Below are 20,360 nucleotides of genomic sequence, written 5' to 3' on the forward strand. Positions count from 1 at the left end.
GCCTAGCCTTTCGCCTTGACGGTGCCGGAGGGCACCAGCGCCTTGCCGGTGAAGTAGCACTTGTGGGATTTCTCGGTGATCACGCCAGCGCCGTCCTTGCCCAGATCCACGTTGCCCGAGGCATCCAGCGTGAAGTCGGTGCATTTGATCGTCACCTTGCCCTTGGCCTCGATGGTCAGGTCCGCCTCGCCCAGCACCTCCACGTTGCCGTCCTTTTTCACCGTGACCACCGTCTTGCCGGCGGTGACGATGCAGGATTCGTCCGCGTCGATGGCGAAGCTGCTCACCCCGTCGGCGGTGGCGAACACGTGCCACTCCTTCTCCTTGTGGAGGGGCGGGTTGATCTTCTCGGAGTACAGCCGGCCGATGACCACCGCCCGGTTGGGGTCGCCGCCCACGTAGTTGAGCAGCACCAGATCGCCCACCTGGGGCGCGCTCGCCATGCCCACGTGGGGCGTGGCGATGGGCACCTTGCGCAGTTCCAGCCCGCCTTCGCGCAGCTGCACGGTGCACTCGAGGTTGTTGCCGTCGTCCGCCCCGGTGTGGGGGAAGACGCTGGTCACCACCGCGAGCTCGCCCAGGCGCAGGCTGCGTAGCTCGTCGCGGACCACCGCGCGGATGATGTCGATCGGGTCGCTCATGGCGTGTCGCTACCGGCCGGGGGGTGGGCTCACTTCTTCATCGGGTCGAAGCCCTTGGGCAGCGCGTCCGCCTTGTAGCGCTTGGCGCGCTTGAGGTTCTTGGCGTCGAAATCCAGGTGGAACAGGCGGTTGAGGGTGGCGTTGTCGAGCGCGCCGGTGAGCGGAAGCTCGTTGAGCTGCTGGAAGGTGCGCAGCCGCCCGGTGAGCGCGGGGCTGAACTTCTTGCGGTCGTCCACGGCGGGTTCGGTGTAGCCCAGGGCTTCGAGGACGCTGTTGAGCTCCTGCGCGTCGATGCCCTTCTTGTCGGTGGAGAAATCCAGCTCCCAGATGGTCTCCACGTCCGGCGCCTCGCCAAACTTGCCCACCGACTTGGCGGGCAGCTTGTCGTCGGTGGCTTCCCACAGGCGGCGCGCGCCCAGGCGGTTTACGTCCAGCGACGACTGGCTGGCGCCTTTGCCGAAGTTCTGCAGTCGGAAGTTCTGGTCGAAGGCGAACTGCACCAGACGCAGCTTGCCGGTGCGCTCCACCACGATGTGGCTCTCGGTGGCGGCGCCCAGCTTGGCTTCGTCCAGCGGCGCCTGCTCGATGCCCAGTAGCTTGTAGAGCGCCGCGCCGATCACCTTCAGGTCGTCGGGCTCGGGCACCTTGTCGGCGATCTGGACGATCTTGTCCATGATGTTGCCCACGTCGGGGATCGGCGAATCGGGGCTCGGGTCCTGGCCCACGGCCACTTCCAGTGCGTTGATGAACTGCTTGCTGGTGGCCGTCTTCACGAACTCGGCCGATACCTCGACCAGCGCCTTGGCGGCGTCGCCCTGGATCAGCAGGTCGTTGGCGTCGAGGGTGAAGCGCTGCAGGTAGGCGACGGCCAGGGTGAGCACGTCCATCGCCTTCATCACGCCCTTGGCGATGGCGTCGTCGCGGAACTCGCGCACCCGCACCACGCGCACCCAGCGGGGGGCCTGGTCCTGGCGCTTGCTGCTCTCGAGGGCCACGCGCACGCCGTCGAGCAGGATGGCGACGGTGCGGAAGGGGTTGTCGGCACGACCGTCGTCGGTGGTGGCGGGAAGGTTGTCGGCCATGATGCTTATCCTCCAGAAAGGGCGGCGCCAGGGGTGGAAGGCGTCGTCGGGGTGGTCGGGGGGGCTGGCGTCTTGAGGGCCAGCAGTGCGGCGGACAGACGGTCGAGGGCGGCGATGAGGTTGCGCCACTCGGCGGGAGCAAGCAGGGACACGGCGCCCTCGGCCACATCGACGCCCATGTCGAGCACGCCGGAGACCTGGCGCAGCGGGTCGGACACCGTGTGGGCCGACTGGGCCGCGTCGGCGAGGCCGATGCCCATCTCGGCCAGCCAGCCGCCGCCGGCATCGGCCGCGTCGCCCACCCCGGCCACGAAGCCCGGCACGCAGCCGAGCAGCGCCACCAGGGCGTCGGCGTCGAGGGCGGCCCGGCGCAGGGGCACGGCGCCGCCGCGGATCTCGGAGAGCACCCGGCCGAGGGCGTCCACGCCCTGGGCCAGCTGGGGCTGGGCGCCCAGGTCGCGGGCGATGTTGGGGATTTCCTTGGCGGTCTGGGTTTCCAGCAGTGCGGCCAGGCTTTTCACCAGCCCGGCCAGATCGCGGACCACGTCGGCGGGCGTGCTCACTTCAGCCCTCCCTTGATGATGCGGTCGAGCTCGGGCGGCAGCTTGAGATCCTTGATGGAGCCGGCGAGGCGGGTGGCGCTGTCGGCCACCTCCTTGAGCTGCTTGAGGAAATCCAGCCCGCCGGAGAAGGCCTTCATCAGCGAGCTGAGCTTGGACGGGTCGAGCTGCTTGAGGAAGGCGGCGCCCTCCTGGGCGTACTTGGCGAGCATGCCGCCCAGCGCGCCGGCCTTGCCCAGGGCCTCGAAGAAGCCGCCGGCCTTGGTGGGGTCGGCCGCGGCGAGGGTGTCGAGCACGCCGTTGAGCTGGCCGGTGTCGAGGTTGTCCAGGTTGTTGGCGACGGCGTCGCCCAGGGCGTCCATGTCGAGGTTTTCGAGCAGGGCCGGGTTGGCGGCCAGCGCCGCGGGCAGCGAGGCCGGATCCTGCAGCACGCCGGCGGCGGCGAGGCTGGTGTCGCCCCACGCGGCGCCGTCGGCAGCCACGCCGGCGTTCACGTCGGCTACGGCGGCGTCACTGGCCTGGGGCGGCTCGATGTGTTCGCGCAGGCGCAGGCTGAAGCGGTAGCGGTCCTTGTAGCCGGCCACCTGACGCACCCGGAAGTCCTCGATGATGACTTCGGTGAGGTCGGTGCCCACCACCAGATCGGCGGCGAAGGACTGGGGCTCGGCCTTGGCGTGGGCCTGGCGCAGGGTCTCGAGGGCCGACAGGGATTCGTCGCCGAACAGCAGGCCGTCGATCAGGATCGTCACCGGCTCGCGGCCCAGATCCTGGAACACGCTGCCCTGCTGCTCGGGCACCCGCTGCTCGACGAGGGTGCGCGCCTCTTCGGTGTGCAGATCCTGCACGCAGGTGAGTTCGATCTTGCCGATGCGTACCGTCATTGGACGACCCTCCGGTCACTGCGTGACCACCTCCCCGCGGGAGGATGAGCGCCCCCTTCGGGCGGCCGGGCGGTGTCGCTCATGGCCGGCCTCCCGTCAGAATCCCAAGCGGGTCAAAGCGCCCCGCTGGCGGTCGAGCACATGGCGCACCGCGCGCACGTGGAGCAGCCGGCCCTGGCCGAGGAGCCCGGCGGCGGGGTGGCCGTCGGGCAGGCCGGCGATCTCCACCAGATCGCCCGGCAGCACCGTTGGCGCAGCGAAAACTTCGACGCTGCCCCGCAGCAGGCGCGCGGCCAGCCCGGCGGCCCAGGCTTTGGCGACGGCTTCGACCGCCTCGCCCGAGCGCAGCGCGCCTTCGCGCAGGCGCAGGGGGCGTTCGCCCAGCTTGCCGGCCTGCACCTGCCCGTCGGGCGTGATGCAGGCCTTGGCGCTGACGCCGGACAGATCGGTGCTGAGCCAGTGGGCCTTGTCGGCGCCCTTGGCGCTGGCCGCGCCTTCGCCCCACACCTCCACGCTGTCGAAGGCCGCCGGCACCTGCTGGAGGGCTAGCTGGGTGACCGTCTCGCCGAAGGTGAACTGATGATCGGCGCTGCCCGACTTGGGCGTGGCGCAGTGGATCTTGCCGCCGCCGTCGGCAAACAGCCCGGCACCGCACAGCGTGGCTAGCCCGCGCAGGTGGCTCAGGGCGGTGGGGCCTCGGTGCAGCGCCCAGGCGGAAAGCTCCGGCCCCTTGGCGATGGTGCCGGCCGTGGCGCCGGCCTTGCTGATGAGGTCCTTGATGATGAAGTCGGCCGAGACGCTCTCGTAGCTGCCTTCCACCTCGGTCTGGCCCAGGCGGGTGAAGGCGCCGTGGGCGACGATGCGCTGGCCGGTGGTGCCGGCCTCCACCGCGGCCACGGTGCCGGTGAACACCGCCACCATGCCGCTGCCCACGTCGAGCTTGACCTCCACCGGATCGCCCGATGCCGGCGGCAGGCCATCGGCGAGCTCGATGAAGCAGTGGGCGGCCGGGCCGTCCATGTCCAGCTCGACGCGCAGCTGCAGCAGCTGGCGGGTGGATTCGCTGGCCGTGCTGCTGGCGGTGGCGCCGCCCACCTGGATGCGGAACGCGGTGCGCGGGGTGGCGGATTTCATACGTCCAGCCCCTGACGCCGGGCTGCGTCGCGGAGCAGCGCCACGAGGGCGTCCTCCAGCTGGCGCGGGTCGCGGCCGGCGGTGTCGGTGGCCGCGCCGAGGGCGACGGTCACGTTGAACTGGTTGGTGACCCGCGGAGCTTCGGCGGCCATGTCGGAGGGCGCGTCCCGGCCGGCGGGCAGGGCCGCGTCGGTGAGCTGCCAGGCCTTGTCGAGCACCGGGTCCATCGCCTGCATGACGCGGGTCAGTGCCGGGTTGCGCGGGAGCAGGCTCGGCGCGGCGGTGGCTCGGGCTGGTGCGGGAGCCTCGGTGGTATCGGCGCCCCGGGTGTCGTCGGCGACGGAGGGCGTGGTTTCGATGGGTGCGGCGGGGCGCAGGCGCCAGTGGCGGGGCGGATGTGCCAACGGTGTGCTGGTGGGCTGGGCTGGCGCGGGGGGGCCGGGATGGACCGCGGCCAGCGGGGGTGTGCCTGCCGGGCGGGTTGTTTTGAGGGTGGCGGGCGTGGTCGACGCGGCGGCGTTTGCGGCGACGGACGGTGCGGGTGGCTGGTCGGCGAGGGCGTCGGTGCGGACGAGGCGGATCGCGGCCGGCGACGGCGCAGTGCTTGCACGCTCGCCCGGGGCGGCGGGCGGACTTGCAGGTTGCGGGGCTGCGTCGAGCACGGCTTCGGGCGAGTGCGGAGCGGTGCCGGTGCGAAACTGGCCGGGCGTCGGGGCCGTGGCCGGTGGGCTCGCAGGTTCCGGGGCGGAGGCCGGTACTTGGCGGGCGGTACCCGCTGCCGGCGGGGCGACGGAAGCTGACGACGTATTGCCGGCTGTTGAAAACGCGGGTTGGACGCTCGGCGCAGCGCCGGGTGTGACGGCTGCCGCGCTGGCCGGTGTTACCGGCGCCCGCGGGCGGAGCGATGGTGTCGCTTGCGGCCCGGAGCGGTCGATCCCGGCCGCGGGCGTGGTGTGGCGTCCGCTGGAGGGGGGCGGCTGGAGGTGAGAAGCGGAACCGTGGGGCGTGAGCCGGAGCACCGGGGCGGCGTCGGGCGCCGGGGGGCTCTCCTCGTCGGCCGGGGTGTCGTCCACGTCTTCCAGCGCGAGGTGTTGCCGGGCTTCCTCCAGGCTGCGGGCGAGGGGCTGGAGGATGCGGGCGACGAGATCGGCCGGGGTGGTGTGGGCGGAGATCATCGCGCGGCCCTCGGGGGATCGTCCTCGATGCGGATCACAGTGGCGTCCGGGTGGTCGGCGAGGCGCGGGGCGCGGGCGGGCCGGGCTTGCGGGCGGACCATGTCGAGCAGGCGCAGCAGGCGGTCGATCTCGGCGGCGGGGGTGGCCCATACGCGGGCGGGTGTCCAGCCGAGGGCCTGGCACAGGCGGAGTGTGCGGGCGGCCCATTCGCGGGCGGCGGGGCCACCTTCGAGCAGGGTTTCTTCCTCGTCGCTGGCAAGGTTGAGGGCGACGGTGGCGTGGAGCAGCACGGCGGTGGCGCGGGCGTCGACATCATCCAGCGGGGCGGGGCCGTCGAGCACCAGCAGGCTGGCGCGGACCATGGCGTCGAGGTAGCTCACCGGGTCGAACCAGGTGTCGTCGCCTTCGCCGTCGAGGGCGGCCGAGAGGGCGGTGAAGCGCTGGCGCTCGCTCCACGGGCGCAGGCGGGCGCGGCCGGCGGGGCCCAGGTCGAGCCAGTCGCCATCTGGCGGCGGGGTGGGCAGGGCGTCGTCGCCGCCGGCGGCCCACCACAGTGCGAGGGGTTCGAGGGCGCGGGCGAGCGCGTCGGGCAGGTTGAGGCCAGCCAGCACGGCGGCGGTGAGGCGTCGGGTGTCGAGGCGCAGGCCGGGGCCGGCGGCGCGGGTGCTGGCGCGCAGGGTGTCCATGTGGCGGCGGTAGGTCCAGGGCGCCAGGGTGAAGGCGGTGGTGCCGGCGGTGACGCCCAGCGGGCGGTGGAAGCCCTCGAAATCGAGCAGGCAGGGCGTGCCGGAGAGGTCCAGCGCCAGCCTGCTCATGGCCTTACTCCTCGCGCACGCGGGTGGCGCTGAAACTGTAGGCGGTCACCACCGTGCCACCGGCGCCGAGGCTGAACGACTTGTCCTCGATGTAGCAGTCGTCGAAGGACAGGGTGCGCTTGGGCGAGTCGGCGGCGTCGTCCTTCTTGAGGTTGGCGACGAGCTGGAACTTGGCCTGCTTGTCCAGGTGGCCGTCGAGCTTGAAGTTGGCCGAGCGCACGGTGAGTTCGCCCTGCACGGTGCGCAGGCCGAAGCTCACGGCGACCCGTTCGTCGCTGCCCACGGCGCGGATGTCCTCGCGCTCGGTGACGACCCGGAAGGCCAGCGATTGCAGCCCTTCGATGGCTTCGCCATCGACCAGCACGCTGGAGCGGTTGGCGGAAAAGACGGTCGGCATGGCGGGTTCTCCGGTGAGTCAGGGGTTGGAGGAGGCGGTCGGCCGGGGCTTACACCTGGACCAGCACCGTGGCGTAGATGTAGTCGATGGCGCGCACCGGGCGCACCGCCAGATCGACCCGCACGATGCCCTGGGCGAAATCCTGCTGGCTGGAATACACGCTCACCTTGAAGGCCGGGTCGGTGCCGTCGGTGGAGGGCACGATGGCGCCTTCCTTCTGCATCTGGACGAGGAACTCCACCAGCTTCTGCTTGAGGGCGCCGCGGCCTTCCTCGTTGTTGAGCCGGCCGATGAAGAGCTCGCCGATGGTCTTGACGCCGCGCACCGCGTGGTCGGCCACCCGGCGCACGCTGATCTGGTCGTTGTCGGTGGTGAGCCCGCGCACCACGATCACCCCGCGGCCGCGCTGGGCGACGATGGGCACGACGTTCTTGCGCAACAGTTCCTGCTGGGATTCGACGCCCAGCGCCGGCGAGGGCTCGCCGAGGCCCGACAGGCGCTTGAAGGTGGGCGACTGGAAGTAGTCGAGGCTGCCGGTCATGCCGGCCACCGCGCCCACCACGCCGGCCGGGGCGACGAGCACGAAGCGATCGGACACCAGCGTGCCGGTGAGCTTGTCGGCGGCGGTGGCGATCTCCCTGGCGCTGGCGCCGGGCACTTCGCCAAAGCCGATGCGGCCCTGGCTGAGGGCGCTCATGCGGTCGCAGTGGCTGATCACGTCGGCGTAGATGCGCCCGACGCGGGTGGTGTCGGCGGTGTCCTGCACCGAGACGAGCACCATGTCCACGTCGGATTCGTTTTCGAGCAGGGCCACGGCGGCGCGGTAGGCGTCCGGCTCGGCATCCACGGCGCCGGCGAGCGCATAGGCTGCGCCGCCGCCGGCCGCGGTGTCGGGGCTGTCCTTGGGCTGCTTGAGTTTGTCGCGGGCTTCGTCGATGCGCACCAGTTGGGATTGCGCGGCCAGCACGTCGCGGGCGTTGCGGATCTGGTCGCCGGTATCTACCGACAGGTTGCGGTGCACCTCGGTGTAGGCGGTGCCCTTGTAGCGCAGGGTGAGGTCGAACACCGCGCGGGTCTCGTCGGCGCCTTCGGCGGTCTTCCTGCCGGTGGGCACCTGGCGGCCGGTGATGCTGGCGGTGATGGCGTTGCCCCACGGCCCCGGCGCCTTCGCGGAGAGCGTGAAGGCCGCGCCACTGCCGGTGGCCGGCGGAATCTTGATGCTCGCCCGGCTTTCGCAGGCCACCGGGCACACCACCAGCTCGAACACGCCGTTGGCCAGCGCCTGGGCCGCTTCGGGCAGGCTGAAGGTGCTGGCGCCGCCGTAGGCGGTGAGGAAACTGCGCCAGCTGGCGGCACGCCCCACGCCTTCGGCAGCGTTCTCGACGATGCCCACCAGGCCCAGCACGCCCGACGGGGCCAGCTGGGGTGCCAGGACTTCCTTGACGACGGTGACTTCGACGCCGGGGATGATGAGGGTCATGGGGGCCTCCCGATCACGCTTTGAACGATGGCGATGGGCCGCTTCGCGGATGCGAAGGGTTTATGACGCAGGGTTCGCGTTTCGTCATGGAAACGCGGTCTGCCTAATCAGACTAGATCGCGGCGTGCCGATGTCAAGGCCGGGTTGGCGCTTGCCCGCACGAGGGTGTGTCGGCGCCCTCTGGTGGATTGAGGCGGACGAGGCTGCAGGCGTGCTCCGCCCAGGCGTCGGCGGCGGTGCGGGAGATGAGCACGCCCTGGCCCCAGCCGGTGGTGGCGAGCCGGGCGCTGTCCGGGGCCCACGCCAGGGCCAGCCCGGGCCCGGCGTGGCGCAGGAGCGGCGCGTGGAGGGGCTGGCCGCTGCTCATGTCCCACAGGAAGACGCGGCCATCCCGGTCGGTGCTGGCGAGGGTCTGCCCGTCGGGGGAGAGGGCCAGGTCGAGGAGCGGCGCGGCCTCGCGCCCCAGCGGGCGGGCCGGGCCGCCGCTCGCGGGCCACAGGATCAGGCCCTGGCGCTGGGTGGCGAGGGCCAGCGCGTAGCCGTCGCCCGTCCAGGCGAGGCGGTAGAGGGCGCCGGCGTCGGGCGGGGCGAAGTCGCCGGCGGGCTGCAGATCGCTGCCGCGCCATAGGCGCAGGTGGCCGTCGAGCCCGCTGCTGGCGAGCAGGCTGCCGTCGCGTCGCCAGGCGAGATCCGACACCGGGCCGCCGTGGTCGGCGCTGGTGGCGAGCGGCGCGCCGTCGGGCAGGCGCCACAGGCGGATGCGTCCGTCGAGCCCCGCCGCCGCAAGCTGCTGGCCGTCGCCGCGGATGGCGACCCGGCGCAGGGGCGGGCCGCCATCGACAAGGCGCAGGGGCGGGTTGGCCGGGGCCGCGGTGTTCCACACCAGCAGCCGGCCGTCCTGCCCGGCACCGGCCAGCAGACGCCCGTCCGGGCTCCAGGCGAGGCTGGCGACGATGGCGTCGTGGCCGGCCAGCGGCGGGGCGACGGGCTTGCCGGTGACGCCATCGCGCAGCTCGATGCGGGCGCCGGCGGCGCTGGCGATCACCCGGCCGTCCGGCCGCCAGGCCAGGGCCCATGCGGTGTCGTCGGCGCCGGGCAGGGGCGTGGTGAGGGGACCGTGGCCGCTGCGGCCGTGGGTGACCAGCAGATCGTCGCTGCCGGCGGTGACGAAGCTGCCGTCGGGCTGGAAGACCAGCGCCAGCACGTTGCCCCGGTGCACCGCATGTTCGACCGGCCGGTTGCCGGGGCGGGCGAGGTCGTGGATGCGCACCTGGCCGTCTTCGCCCACGGCCACCAGCCGCCGACCGTCGTCGCTGAAACCCACCTTGCGCAGCGCGGCGTCGCGGCCGGGGAGGGGCTCGCCGATGGGTACGAGGCGGTCGGCCTGCCACAGCACGGCATGGCCGTCGGCGCTGGCGGTGGCGATCTGTCGGCCGTCCGGCGACCAGGCGAGGCCGTGGAGCACGGCCGGGTGGCTGGCGCTGCGTCGGGGTGCCGGGTTGTCGCCGAGGGGGTGGACGATGAGGTTGCCGTCGTAGCCGGTGGAGGCGAGCGTCTTGCCATCGGGGCTGAAGGCGAGGCCGGTGACGGTGTCGGCGTGGTCGGTGATGGCCGGGCCGACGGGCGCGCCGGTGGTGCCGTCACGCAGCACGATGCGGCGGTCGGCGCCGGCGCTGGCCAGCACCCGGCCGTCGGGGCTCCAGGCGAGCGCCAGCACCGGGCCGTCGTGGTCCTCAAGCGTGGCGACGGGTTTGCGATCGGCCATCCGCCACAGGATGACCCGGTGGTCGATGCCGGCGGAGGCGAGCAGCGTGCCATCCGGGCTGAAGGCGAGGGCGAGCACCTGCTCCTGGTGGGCGGCGAGGGGCGGGCCGCGATCCGGAAAGAAGCGGATGCTGCCGTCGCGCCCGCCGCTGGCGAGGGTGCCGTCGGGGCTGCGGGCGAGGGCCTGCACGCCCCGCTGGCCGGCGTGGCGCCAGTCGAGGGGCGCGTCGGCCAGCGCGGCGAGGAGGCTGTCGCGGGCTTCGAAGCTGGGTTCGTGGGCGTAGCCGGCGGCGGCCAGCGAGAGCGCCCGGGCGAGGTTGCCGCCGGTGAGCTCGGCGGCCGACTGGGCGGCGAGCTGGCGGGAGATGGCGACTTCCGACGCTCGCTCGGCCCGCTGCCACAGCACGCCGGTGACGCCGGCCACCAGCGTGGCGGCGATGATGGCGCCGAGGGTGGCGCGCCATACCCGGCGGTTGCGGCGGCGTTCGGCCTCGGCCTTGCGCTCGGCTTCGAGCCGGGCGGCCTCGGCGGCGACGGCCGCGTCGCGGGCCTCGCGGCTGGCGTCGAGGAAGGCCAGCGCCGGGGCGAGGGGGCGGCCGTACTGGCGGGCCCAGGCTTCGGTGGGGTGGTTGCGGGTGCGCCAGTCGAGGGCGAACTGGAGCTCCGGGTCGCGCCACAGGCTGGCTTCGCCGGCGGCGTGGAGGTCGGTGGCGTCGGCCAGCCGGCGCAGCATGCGGGCGGCGTCGGCCTCGCGCTCGCCCCATTCGCGCAGGCGGTCCCAGATGCGCATCAGGCTCTCGTGGGCGAGGTCGATCACCGTGTCGGCCTCGAGTGGCTCGCCGGCCGGCGGCATCAGGAAGGCGGCGCCCGGGGCGCGGAAGGGGTCGAGCACCTGGGCCAGCGGCGCGGAGGCGGCTTCGGCGTTGCCGGCGGTGATGGCTTCGAGCACCGCGAAGCGGGTCGGCCGGCGGATTCCGCGGGTGTCGGTGCTGGTGTCGGTGAGGGCCCGGAAGGCGGCGGCGCAGCGCAGCTGATGAGCCGCCGGCAGGGTGGCGAAGATCTCCTCGGCGTGCTGGTTGAGGGCGTGGGCGAGGGTGCCCACCGCGTCGTAGTGGCGGGCCTCGACGGGGCTGGGCTCGCCGCTGGCCTGCCAGTGGGCCCAGCTGCGGGCCAGGGCGTGCTGGAGCAGCGAGAGCTGATCCGGGTCGTCGCCCACGTCGTTGACGAGGCGGGTGAGGAGGGTGGGCTCGATGTCGGCGCCGCACACCCGGGCCGGGCCGAGGATGGCGGCACGGCGGTCGTCGCGGCTCATCCGCGGCACCAGGTACTGCCCGCCGTTGATGGCCTCGGGCAGGCCGGCGAAGCGGGCGCAGTCGCCGAGGAAATCCGAGCGCATGGTGAGCACGATGTGGATCGGCACGTCCTCGGTGCGGGCCTGGAGCAGCAGATTGACGAAGGCCGTGGCCGGGTCTTCGTCGGCGGGGCCGGTGTCGCCCAGCTGGCGGTAGCGGAAAAGTTCTTCGAACTGGTCGACGATCACCAGCAGGTTGGTGCCTTCGGGCAGGCGGGCCTGCTGCCAGGCTTCGACCAGCCCCCGGCGGCTCATGGCGAGGGTGGTCTCGATGAATTCGGCGAGGCTGAAGGGGCCGGCGTCCATCTCCCGGTGCAGCGCGCCGGGGGCGGCGAGGGCCTGGGCCAGCGCCCGCAGCGGGTGGCCGCCGGGGCGGCAGCTGGCCATCCGCCAGGCGCTGCCGGCGCGGGTGAGGAGGCCCCGGTGCAGGGCCGGGCGCAGGCCGCAGTTGACCAGCGACGACTTGCCGCAGCCCGAGCTGCCGATCACCGCCAGGAAGCGCCCCCGGGCGAGGGTGTCGACCATCGCGTCCACCTGGGATTCGCGGCCGAAGAAGAGGTATTCCTCGTCCTCGCGGAAGGGGCGGATGCCGGGGTAGGGTGCGGCTGGCGTGCTCATGGCGTCGCTCCTGCGCCAAGCGCGGCGAAGAGCGGGGCGAGGGTGGCTTCGTCGATGCCGCCGAGGCCGTCGAGCACGCCGGGTTCGGCGAGGGCCTGGAGGACTTCCTTGTCGTCGCTGGGGGGCTCGGCGAGGAGCGTCAGGCTGGCCTTGAGGGGGCGCTCGCGGGCGCTGCCCAGGAGCTTGCGCAGGTCGTTCTGCTGGTGGAACTTCCACGCTTCGTCGCCGGCGCCGTAGTAGAGCACGATGGCGTCGCAGTCGAGGGCGAACTGGCGGTTGGTCTCGCGCACCTGGGCGGCGTCGCCCACGAAGGCCGGCAGGCTCACCTCCAGTCCGCGGGCGCGCAGCAGCTTGATGAGAGGCACGACGGCCTTGCGGTCGGCGGCGTCGCACACCAGATGGACCCGGGCGCTGCCGGCCACCGGCGGGGCGGGCGGCGGTTCGGGGGGCTTGAGGGCGGCGTGGACGGCGGACTTGGTGGTCTCCAGGTCGCCGCTCACCAGATCGGCGCCGAACTGCAGCGCGGCGTCGGTCTGCAGGGCGTCGATGAAGGCCTGCTGGGCGGGCTGGGGCGAGGTGACGCCAGCGGGCAGCCAGATCACCCGGCGCAGGCCGTGGCTGCGGCTGCGGGCGGCGGCGAGCTCGTTCTGCAGCATCACTACCGATTGCTGGCGGTCGCCGTCCGGGACGCGGCCGTAGCCCGTGCCCACCAGATGCACCGACAGCACGCAGCGTTCGAGGAGTGCATCCACCGCGGCGAGGTATTCGTCCTCGTCGTCGGGCAGGCGTTCGTCGGGCAGCACGGTGAAGCCGCAGCAGGCGAGCTCGCTGGCGATGCAGTCGCGGGCCTCGCGCCGGTCGCGGCTGCATTCGGCGAGGTACACCGCGGGTTTCGGGCCGGGGTCGTTGGCGGCGTCTTCGGTGACCTGCGGGCGGCGCTGGAGTTCGGTGAGCTGGGCGGCGAGATCCCAGGCGAGCTTGTTGGCCTTGCGCAGGAAGGCCTGGCGCGGCTTGTCGCCGTAGGCGGGGTCGAGCTCGTGGGGGACGTGCTCCTCGTCGATCTCATAGAAGTCGTAGCCCAGGAGGCGCCCGAGCACCGGCGGGAGCTGGTCGCCGGCATCGACCGGCAGCTTGAGCACCTTGATGACCCGGGCCTTGTTGTCCAGCACCAGGCTGTTGTCGGCCTCGGCGCGCTGGCAGAAGCTGCGGATTTCCTTCTTGCACCAGTCGGACTTGAGGTAGCGCGGGGTGAGGATGGAGACGAACACCGCGGTGCCGGCGAGCTGGTCGAGGATCTCGTCGGAGAAGTCGTCGTTGCCGTGGAGCTTGTCGTCGCGCCAGATGTCGGCGGGGGCGCCGAGGCGCTGACTGAGGAGCGTCTGCAGGGTTGAATGGAACAGGCTCACCCAGCCGGACTGATCCGCGCTGAGGGGCTGGTTGTCCAGGTGGGCGTAGCTGATGAAGATCTGCCGGGCGAACTTCATCGTAAGGCTCCGGGCAGGGGCGGCAGGGCGACGCCGGGGGGCAGGTAGCGGCCGAGCCAGGCGGCGAGGGCGTCCGGGTGCCACAGCTTCATGCCGAGGCGGGCGAGGGCGGCGAATGGCGCCGCGTCGGGCATCGAGTGGTAGCGGCGCAGGCGCAGATCCTGGGGCGTGCCGGCGGGGCGGTGGCCGGCGGCGCAGGCCTCGATGGCGGCGAGCAGGGTGGGGATGGCCAGCGGGTAGAGGGCGGCAGTCTGGTCGAGCAGGTTGCCGGCCAGGTCGATGGGCTGGTCGATGACGTTGAGCAGCGGGCCGTCGTCGATGCCCGGGGTGATCCAGTGCACGCTGCAGCCGAAGGCCCCGGCGCCGTCGGTGACGGCCCGGAGCGGCGCGTGCAGCCCTGCGTAGCCGGGCAGGCGGCCGGGATGGACGTTGAGGATGCCGTGGCGCGGGATGGCGATGCTGGCGGCGTCGAAGAGGTGGCTGAAGCGGGCGACGATGACGAGATCGGGCGCAAGGGTGGCGAAGCGGGCGCGAGTGGCGGCGTCGAGGGCAGTGATGACTTCCACCGGTGTGGCGTGGCGCCGGCCGAGGGTGGCGAAGGTGGCGTCCGGGGCGCGGTCGGCCTGGTCAAAGGGCAGGGCGTCGATCAGCGGGAAGAGCAGGTCGATGGGAAGCAGGCGTTCAAGAAAGCGCAGCTGGGCGAGCTCGGGCACGTGGTCTTCGGCCGGGCGGTTCTTGTCGGCCAGCCACAGGCTGACGATCTCGTGCCCGGCGAGGGCCGGCAGCAGGCGGTTGGCGAAGTGGGCGCCGTGCAGATCGAGCTTGGTGCACACCAGGATGCGCATCAGCGGTCCTCCGCCTGGATGCCGACGATCTCGGCCACGTCGAGCAGCTTGAGGGGCGGGTAGCGGCCCAGCTGCAGGGCCACCGGCAGGTTGATGAGGTAGGAGAAGTTGCGCGGCAGTTCCACCGGGATGCGCGCCGGCGGGGTGTGGTCGCGCAGGATGCGCAGGGCCTGGGTGGCGGTGAAGCGGCCGACGTCCTCGTATTTGTTCACCACGCCCAGCAGGGCGCGGGCGTTCTGCACCGGGTTCTCGGCGGCGGCGAAGACGGGGATGCCGAGGGCCAGCGCGCCGTCGGTGAGCTGCTCGCGGCGGCTGTTGAGGAAGGTGTCGGGGCCCTGGTAGATGAGATCCACCTTCTCCTGCCGGAAGGCGTCGAGGATGGCGGGGATCGCCCGGGCGTCCGGCGCGCCGGCGGGCGACACCGGCAGGCTGCGCTCCACCAGCGTGAAGCCGTGGGTTTTGGCCAGGGCCCGCAGGTCGTCCCGGGCGGTGATCGAGTTGTTCTCGGTTTCGTTCACGATGTAGCCGACCCGCTTGAAATCCAGATAGCTGCGGGCGGCCTTGATCTGGGTTTCCATGGGCAGCAGGTAGAGCGTGCCGGTGACGTTGCCGCGGGGCTTGTCCGGCGCCTCGATGACGCCCAGCGCCACGGGGTCGGAGACGATCATGAAGACCACTGGCAGCTCGGTGATGTGGCGGCGCGGATCGGCGCCCTTCCACGGGCCGACGGTTTCCAGCGTCACCGTCGAGCCCCAGGTGACCACCAGATCGGGCTTCAGGCGGCGGATCTCGTCCACCATCGTCGGGATGCGCCGCTTGTCCTGGGCGGCGTCGCGGAGGATGAACTCGGCCGGAATGCCGTGCTGGCGGAAGTAGCCCTGAAAGCCCCGGCAGGCTTCCTCGCAGCCCCGGAAGAGCAGCATCGCCACCCGGTAGGGCGCGGCTTCGGCGGCGGCGGGCGTCGGCAGCAGGCTGGTGGCGGCCAGCAGCAGCGGAAGCAGGCGATCGGTCAGGCGTTTCATGGAGCGGGTTCCTTCCCGTTCGACAGGGCGAAAACCAGGATCGCCGTGAGGACCACGGCACCGATTGCCGCCATCGTACCGCCATATGCCAAAAGCCCGAACAGGCTGCCGGCAAAGAGGGGGCCGGCCACCGCGCCAAGGCGTTCGCCGGTGCGCAGCAGCACCAGGGCCGGCGGGCCGTCGCGGCCGATCATCGACTGCAGCGCGGCGGCGCCCAGCCCGGTGCCGATGCCGAGGGTGGCGATCCCCACCACCAGCGCGCCGGGCCCCGGCATCAGCCCGGCCAGCCCGCCGGCGCCGATGATGAGCCCGCCGACCACCACCAGCCGGCGGTTCCAGCCGTAGCGATCCGACAGCCACGAGCCGAGGGGGTTGGCGAGCGCGGCGAGCAGGAAATACAGCATCAGCGCCCGCCCGGTGGCGCCGCTGCCGTAGCCCTCCTGGCGCAGGGCTAGCGGCACCAGATAGAACAGGAAGCCGGCCAGGGCCAGCTTGGCGGGCAGGGCCGCGGTGAGCAGCGGCAGCCACACCCGCGGGCGGGCCAGCACCGGCAGCAGCGGGGCCGACGGGCGGGGCGTTGCCGCCGGGCCCGGGCTCGCGTCGGCCCGCTGGACGGCCAGCGCCAACACGCCCAGCACTGCGGCGCCGGCAAACACCACGGCCGCGCCGAAGCGTTCGGCGATCAGCCCGCCGATGGCCGAGCCGCAGATCGCCGCGGTCTGCAGCGCGCCCACGTAGAGCGCCAGGGCGCGGGTGCGTTCGCCGGCCGCGGCGGCGTTCAGGAAGTGCTGCTGCATCGCCATCGTGCCCACCGCGTAGCCGGCGGCGCACAGGCAGCGGGCGGCCACGAAGGCCCAGTAGCCGCCGCCGGCCATCGCCCAGCCGAAGCCGGCCGCCGACAGCAGGGCGCCGGCGGCGAAGGTGCGGGCCACGCCGTAGCGCTCGGCCCAGCGCCCGGCAAACGGGGTGAACAGCGCAAAACTGAGCATGTAGGCGGAGATCGGCAGCCCGATGGCGGCGCCGTCGGCGGGGGCGAGGCTGGCGATGTGGAGCGGCAGGAAGGCGCGGGTGAGCTCTTCCGACAGGATCAGCAGGAACACCGACAGCCGGGCCAGGCCCAGGCGGGCGCGGCTGGCGGCGGGGGCGAGCTCGTCGCCGGCGAGGATCGCCCCGAGGGCTTCGTTGAACAGCACCACGGCCACCACGAAGACGATGGCGAGGTCGAGGGTCAGGCTGCGCAGCTCCCGGGCTACCACGTCGCCGTCGGTGACGACGCGCACCTGCGCGCCGGGCTGGGCGCCGAGGGGCGTGACGACCTCGCTGCCGGCCTCGCCGGGGCGTCGGGCGGTGTCGCTCCGGCCCGGGCCTTCCAGATGGAAGGCGAGGATCTCCGGGTGGCGGGCGAGGGTGTCGTCGAAGTAGTCGCCGACGCCGGCAAGATGCTCGAAGGGGATGCCCAGATCGACGGCGTTGTCGATGCGTCCGGCCAGCAGCCGGCCCAGCGCCGCGGCCTTGGCGTCGAGGGCCGGGGCGAGCTGCTCCGAAAACCCCGGCAGCGCCTGCAGGCTGAGGGTGAGGCTGCTTGCGCAGGCGAGGAGGAGGGCAGCGGCGAGCAGCCGCACGCGCAGGGCGATGCGCCGGCCAAGGTGGGCCGCGGCCGCGAGCAGCAGGGGCAGGGCGAGGGCGACGCCGGCGAGGGTCAGGCCGAGGCGCAGGAAGGTGGCGTCGCGGCCCGCCTTCAGTCGCGCTTCCAGCGCATCGCTGCGTACCGTGAAGAGCACGCCGCCGGCCAGCTGGTCTTCTGCATCGCGCAGCGACTGGCCGACCAGCAGCGGCTCGCCCGGCGCGCAGTGGGACCACAGGCTGGTGCGGTGGAGGACGGCGTCGGCGGCGCCGGCGGGCGGCTCGCCCGGGCCGAGGGCGAAGCGCAGCTGCCGGTGGCTGTCGAAGACGTGGATGGCGGTGATGTCGGCGTCGTCGGCGACGAGCCGGGGCAGGAGCCGCGCGATGCCACGGGCTTCGGCGAGGGTCAGGCCGTTGGCAGCGCTGCGGGTGAAGGTGGCGCGGATCTCGTCGGCGGCAATGCCGATGCGGGACGCGGTGAGGCCGGTGAGGAGCTCGCCTTCCTTGTGGATCAGCAGCAGGGCCTGCAGGCCGAGGGCGAGGGCCTGGGCGACGAACAGAAGGAGCCCGATGCGCAGCCAGCGGGCGAGGGTGAGTCTGGGGGCTGCCGCCGGAAGCGGGGGCTGGCTGGCTGAGGGGGACATCCGCGGCACTCCTGCGCGGGGGCGGGATGCCGGGAAGATTGCCGCCCCTTCATTTGACCAGCATAGGCCAAGGGGCGCGGCGGCGCACGCCGGAATGACGTGCAGCGAAAGGCTGGGTGCATCATCCGCGGGGCGGGCGCCCCACGGATGATGGCGGGTGGATCAGCCCTGGCTGTCGGCGCTGCCGCCGACCGGGGTGAACAGGGCGTCGACGAACTCCTTGGCGCGGAAGGCCTGGAGGTCGTCGATCTGCTCGCCCACGCCGATGAAGCGCAGGGGCTTGGGGCTCTGGCGGGCGATGGCGGCCACCACGCCGCCCTTGGCGGTGCCGTCGAGCTTGGTGAGCACGAGGCCGGTGACGCCGATGGCGGCGTCGAAGGCCTTGACCTGCTGCAGGGCGTTCTGGCCGATGTTGGCGTCGAGCACCAGCAGGACTTCGTGGGGGCCGGAGGGCTCGGCCTTCTGGATCACCCGGCGCACCTTGGCGATCTCTTCCATCAGGTGCAGCTGGGTGGGCAGGCGTCCGGCGGTGTCGGCCAGCACGATGTCGATGTTGCGGGCGCGGGCGGCGCTGATCGCATCGAACACCACGGCGGCCGGATCGCCGGATTCCTGGGCGATGACGGCCACGCCGTTGCGTTCACCCCAGGTCATCAGCTGCTCGCGGGCTGCGGCGCGGAAGGTGTCGCCGGCGGCCAGCAGCACGCTCTTGCCCTGGTTCTGGAAGTGCTTTGCGAGCTTGCCGATGGAGGTCGTCTTGCCCGAGCCGTTAACGCCCGCGATCATGATGATGTAGGGCTTGTGGCTGCTGATCTCGAGGGGTTGCTCGAGCGGCTGGAGGATGGACAGCAGACCTTCCTGCAGTGCGCCCTGGAGCTGGTCGGCGGTTTCGAGCTTGTCGCGCTTCCAGCGCAGGCGCAGTTCTTTTAGGAGGTGCTGGGTGGCCTCGACGCCGCAGTCGGCCATCAGAAGGGTGGTCTCCAGTTCTTCGAGGAATTCCTCGTCGATCTTGCGTCGGGAGAACAGGCTGGTGATGCCGCCGAGGCCACCGCCGATCTGCTCGCGGGTGCGGGACAGGCCGGAGCGCAGACGGTCCATCCACGAACGCTTCTTCTCGGGTTCGGGGGCAGGCGCCGGCGCGGCGGCGGGTGTGGAAGCCGGTGCCTGGGCAGGGGCCGCGGCCGTTTCCGGCGTTGGCGTTTCGGGAGGCGTATCGCCGCCCTTGAGGGTTTTCTTCAGGAAACCAAACATGAGGAGCCGGGTCTGAGTGTGGGTCGAATCTTGGCGGTCAGCGCGCGAAGCCGCGTGCCAAAGCCGGTTGGCCGGGGTGTCGGATGCCGCTATGATGCCGCGCGAACACGTGGGGCGCAGCGGGCAATGAGTTGGCAGAAAAGCTTCCGACAGCCTGCATCTTCAAATTTTACCAGATGCTTCAAAAGCCTATGATGAATCGCAGTTTGCGCTCCGGCATCGTTGCCGGCGCCCTGGCGGTGGCCTTTGCCATGCCGGCCTGGGCCAATCCCTTCGAGCACACCCTTCCCAACGGAATGAAGCTGATCGTCAAGGAAGACCGGCGGGCGCCGTCGGTGGTGCACATGGTCTGGTACAAGGTGGGCGCGATGGACGAGGTGGATGGCACCTCGGGCGTGGCCCATCTGCTCGAGCACATGATGTTCAAGGGCACGAAGAAGGTCGGCCCCGGGGAGTTCAACAAGCAGGTGGCGGCCGCCGGTGGGCGCGACAACGCCTTCACCAGCTACGACTACACCGCCTACTTCCAGCAGGTGCCAAAGGAAGCCCTCGGCAAGATGATGACGCTCGAGGCCGACCGGATGAGCAACCTCCAGATCACCGAGGAGGGTTTCCGCAAGGAGATCGAGGTGGTCAAGGAAGAGCGCCGCCTGCGCACCGACGACAAGCCCCGCTCGCTGGTGGTCGAGCAGCTGATGGCCACCGCCTTCCAGGCCCATCCGTATCGCCGGCCCATCATCGGCTGGATGTCCGATCTCGACAACATGACCGCCCAGGATGCCCGCGACTGGCACCAGCGCTGGTACGTGCCCAACAACGCCACCCTGGTGGTGGTGGGCGACGTGGATCACGCCGCGGTCTTCAAGGAAGCCGAGCGCACCTACGGCCACGCAAAGGCCCGCGCCCTGCCGGTGCGCAAGCCGCTGTCCGAGCCCGAGCAGGCCGGCGCCCGCCGCACCGTGGTGAAGGCCCCGGCAGAGCTGCCCTACGTGGCCCTCGCCTGGCGTGTGCCCACCCTGCGTGACATCCACAAGGATGGCGACTACTACGCCCTGCAGGTGCTTGCCGCGGTGCTCGACGGCTACGACGGCGCCCGCCTGGCCAAGAACATCGTGCGTGGCAGCCGTGTGGCGGTGACCGCCGGCGCCGGTTACGACGGCACTGCCCGCGGTGAATCCCTCTTCGTGATGGATGGCGCCCCCGCCGCCGGCAAGACCGTCGCCGACGTGGAGGCCGCCCTGCGCGCCGAGCTCGCCCGCATTCAGACCGACGGTGTCTCGGACGACGAGCTGCGCCGGGTGAAGGCCCAGGCGGTGTCCGGCCAGGTCTACAAGCGCGATTCCCTGATGGGCCAGGCCATGGAAATCGGCATGGTCGAGATGGTCGGCCTGTCGTGGAAGAACGACGCCGAGATGCTGGCGCGCATCCGAGCGGTGACCCCGGCCGAGGTTCAGGCCGTGGCCCGCAAGTATTTCAGCGACGACCACCTCACCGTCGCCCAGCTTGATCCCCTGCCGGTGGACCCGCAGGCCCGCGCCAAGGCGCAGGCAGCCGGCGGCCATCACCACTGACGCCCTGCTTTCCTGGTGAATC

At 72.1% G+C, this 20,360-nt stretch carries 16 protein-coding genes; 1 reads left to right on the forward strand and 15 read right to left on the reverse strand.

Annotated features, from left to right (window positions below; translation table 11 throughout):
* Positions 1-2 precede the first annotated feature (2 nt).
* The 15 genes from GH681_RS14065 to ftsY all read right to left on the reverse strand — a co-directional run bounded on the left by GH681_RS14065 (position 3) and on the right by ftsY (position 18,767).
* Positions 3-641: a phage baseplate assembly protein V gene (locus tag GH681_RS14065; protein WP_153162088.1), complete on the reverse strand. Its 639-nt coding sequence runs from the start codon at positions 639-641 to the stop codon at positions 3-5.
* Positions 642-670: 29 nt separating this feature from the next.
* On the reverse strand, positions 671-1,723 hold the full coding sequence (locus tag GH681_RS14070) for a peptidoglycan-binding domain-containing protein (protein WP_153162089.1): 1,053 nt from the start codon (positions 1,721-1,723) through the stop codon (positions 671-673).
* Positions 1,724-1,728: 5 nt separating this feature from the next.
* Positions 1,729-2,286 (reverse strand): hypothetical protein, encoded by a 558-nt coding sequence (locus GH681_RS14075; protein WP_153162090.1) that lies wholly within the window; start codon positions 2,284-2,286, stop codon positions 1,729-1,731.
* On the reverse strand, positions 2,283-3,164 hold the full coding sequence (locus GH681_RS14080; RefSeq protein WP_153162091.1) for a DNA circularization N-terminal domain-containing protein: 882 nt from the start codon (positions 3,162-3,164) through the stop codon (positions 2,283-2,285). Before GH681_RS14080 ends, GH681_RS14075 begins: the two co-directional genes overlap by 4 nt.
* Positions 3,165-3,260: 96 nt before the next feature.
* A complete protein-coding gene (locus tag GH681_RS14085) occupies positions 3,261-4,298 on the reverse strand; it encodes a hypothetical protein (protein WP_153162092.1) in 1,038 nt (345 codons plus the stop codon).
* A complete protein-coding gene (locus tag GH681_RS14090) occupies positions 4,295-5,473 on the reverse strand; it encodes a hypothetical protein (RefSeq protein ID WP_153162093.1) in 1,179 nt (392 codons plus the stop codon). The genes GH681_RS14085 and GH681_RS14090 overlap by 4 nt, the downstream gene beginning before the upstream one ends.
* A complete protein-coding gene (locus GH681_RS14095; protein ID WP_153162094.1) occupies positions 5,470-6,288 on the reverse strand; it encodes a hypothetical protein in 819 nt (272 codons plus the stop codon). Before GH681_RS14095 ends, GH681_RS14090 begins: the two co-directional genes overlap by 4 nt.
* Positions 6,289-6,292: 4 nt before the next feature.
* Entirely contained in the window at positions 6,293-6,685 is a 393-nt protein-coding gene (locus GH681_RS14100; protein WP_153162095.1) for a hypothetical protein, read from the reverse strand.
* A 49-nt stretch (positions 6,686-6,734) separates the two neighbouring features.
* The gene (locus tag GH681_RS14105) at positions 6,735-8,165 is read right to left on the reverse strand and encodes a phage tail sheath subtilisin-like domain-containing protein (RefSeq protein ID WP_153162096.1); all 1,431 of its coding nucleotides are present in this window, start codon (positions 8,163-8,165) and stop codon (positions 6,735-6,737) included.
* Positions 8,166-8,298: 133 nt separating this feature from the next.
* Complete coding sequence (locus tag GH681_RS14110) at positions 8,299-11,898, reverse strand: WD40 repeat domain-containing protein (protein ID WP_153162097.1); 3,600 nt, start codon at positions 11,896-11,898, stop codon at positions 8,299-8,301.
* Entirely contained in the window at positions 11,895-13,382 is a 1,488-nt protein-coding gene (locus GH681_RS14115) for a TIR domain-containing protein (protein WP_153162098.1), read from the reverse strand. Before GH681_RS14115 ends, GH681_RS14110 begins: the two co-directional genes overlap by 4 nt.
* The gene (locus GH681_RS14120; protein WP_153162099.1) at positions 13,379-14,227 is read right to left on the reverse strand and encodes a formyltransferase family protein; all 849 of its coding nucleotides are present in this window, start codon (positions 14,225-14,227) and stop codon (positions 13,379-13,381) included. Before GH681_RS14120 ends, GH681_RS14115 begins: the two co-directional genes overlap by 4 nt.
* Positions 14,227-15,249, reverse strand: coding sequence for an ABC transporter substrate-binding protein (locus tag GH681_RS14125; RefSeq protein ID WP_153162100.1), 1,023 nt, complete (start codon positions 15,247-15,249; stop codon positions 14,227-14,229). The genes GH681_RS14120 and GH681_RS14125 overlap by 1 nt, the downstream gene beginning before the upstream one ends.
* On the reverse strand, positions 15,246-17,516 hold the full coding sequence (locus tag GH681_RS14130) for an MFS transporter (RefSeq protein WP_153162101.1): 2,271 nt from the start codon (positions 17,514-17,516) through the stop codon (positions 15,246-15,248). The genes GH681_RS14125 and GH681_RS14130 overlap by 4 nt, the downstream gene beginning before the upstream one ends.
* A gap of 162 nt (positions 17,517-17,678) precedes the next feature.
* The gene (gene ftsY, locus GH681_RS14135; protein ID WP_153162102.1) at positions 17,679-18,767 is read right to left on the reverse strand and encodes a signal recognition particle-docking protein FtsY; all 1,089 of its coding nucleotides are present in this window, start codon (positions 18,765-18,767) and stop codon (positions 17,679-17,681) included.
* Between the two features lie 191 nt (positions 18,768-18,958).
* On the opposite strand from ftsY, the gene GH681_RS14140 reads away from it, so the two are divergent.
* The gene (locus tag GH681_RS14140) at positions 18,959-20,338 is read left to right on the forward strand and encodes a pitrilysin family protein (protein WP_228111914.1); all 1,380 of its coding nucleotides are present in this window, start codon (positions 18,959-18,961) and stop codon (positions 20,336-20,338) included.
* The last annotated feature ends 22 nt before the right edge of the window (positions 20,339-20,360 follow it).

Origin of the sequence: Zoogloea sp. 1C4 (genome assembly GCF_009469605.1) — a bacterium.
GTDB lineage: Bacteria > Pseudomonadota > Gammaproteobacteria > Burkholderiales > Rhodocyclaceae > Zoogloea > Zoogloea oryzae.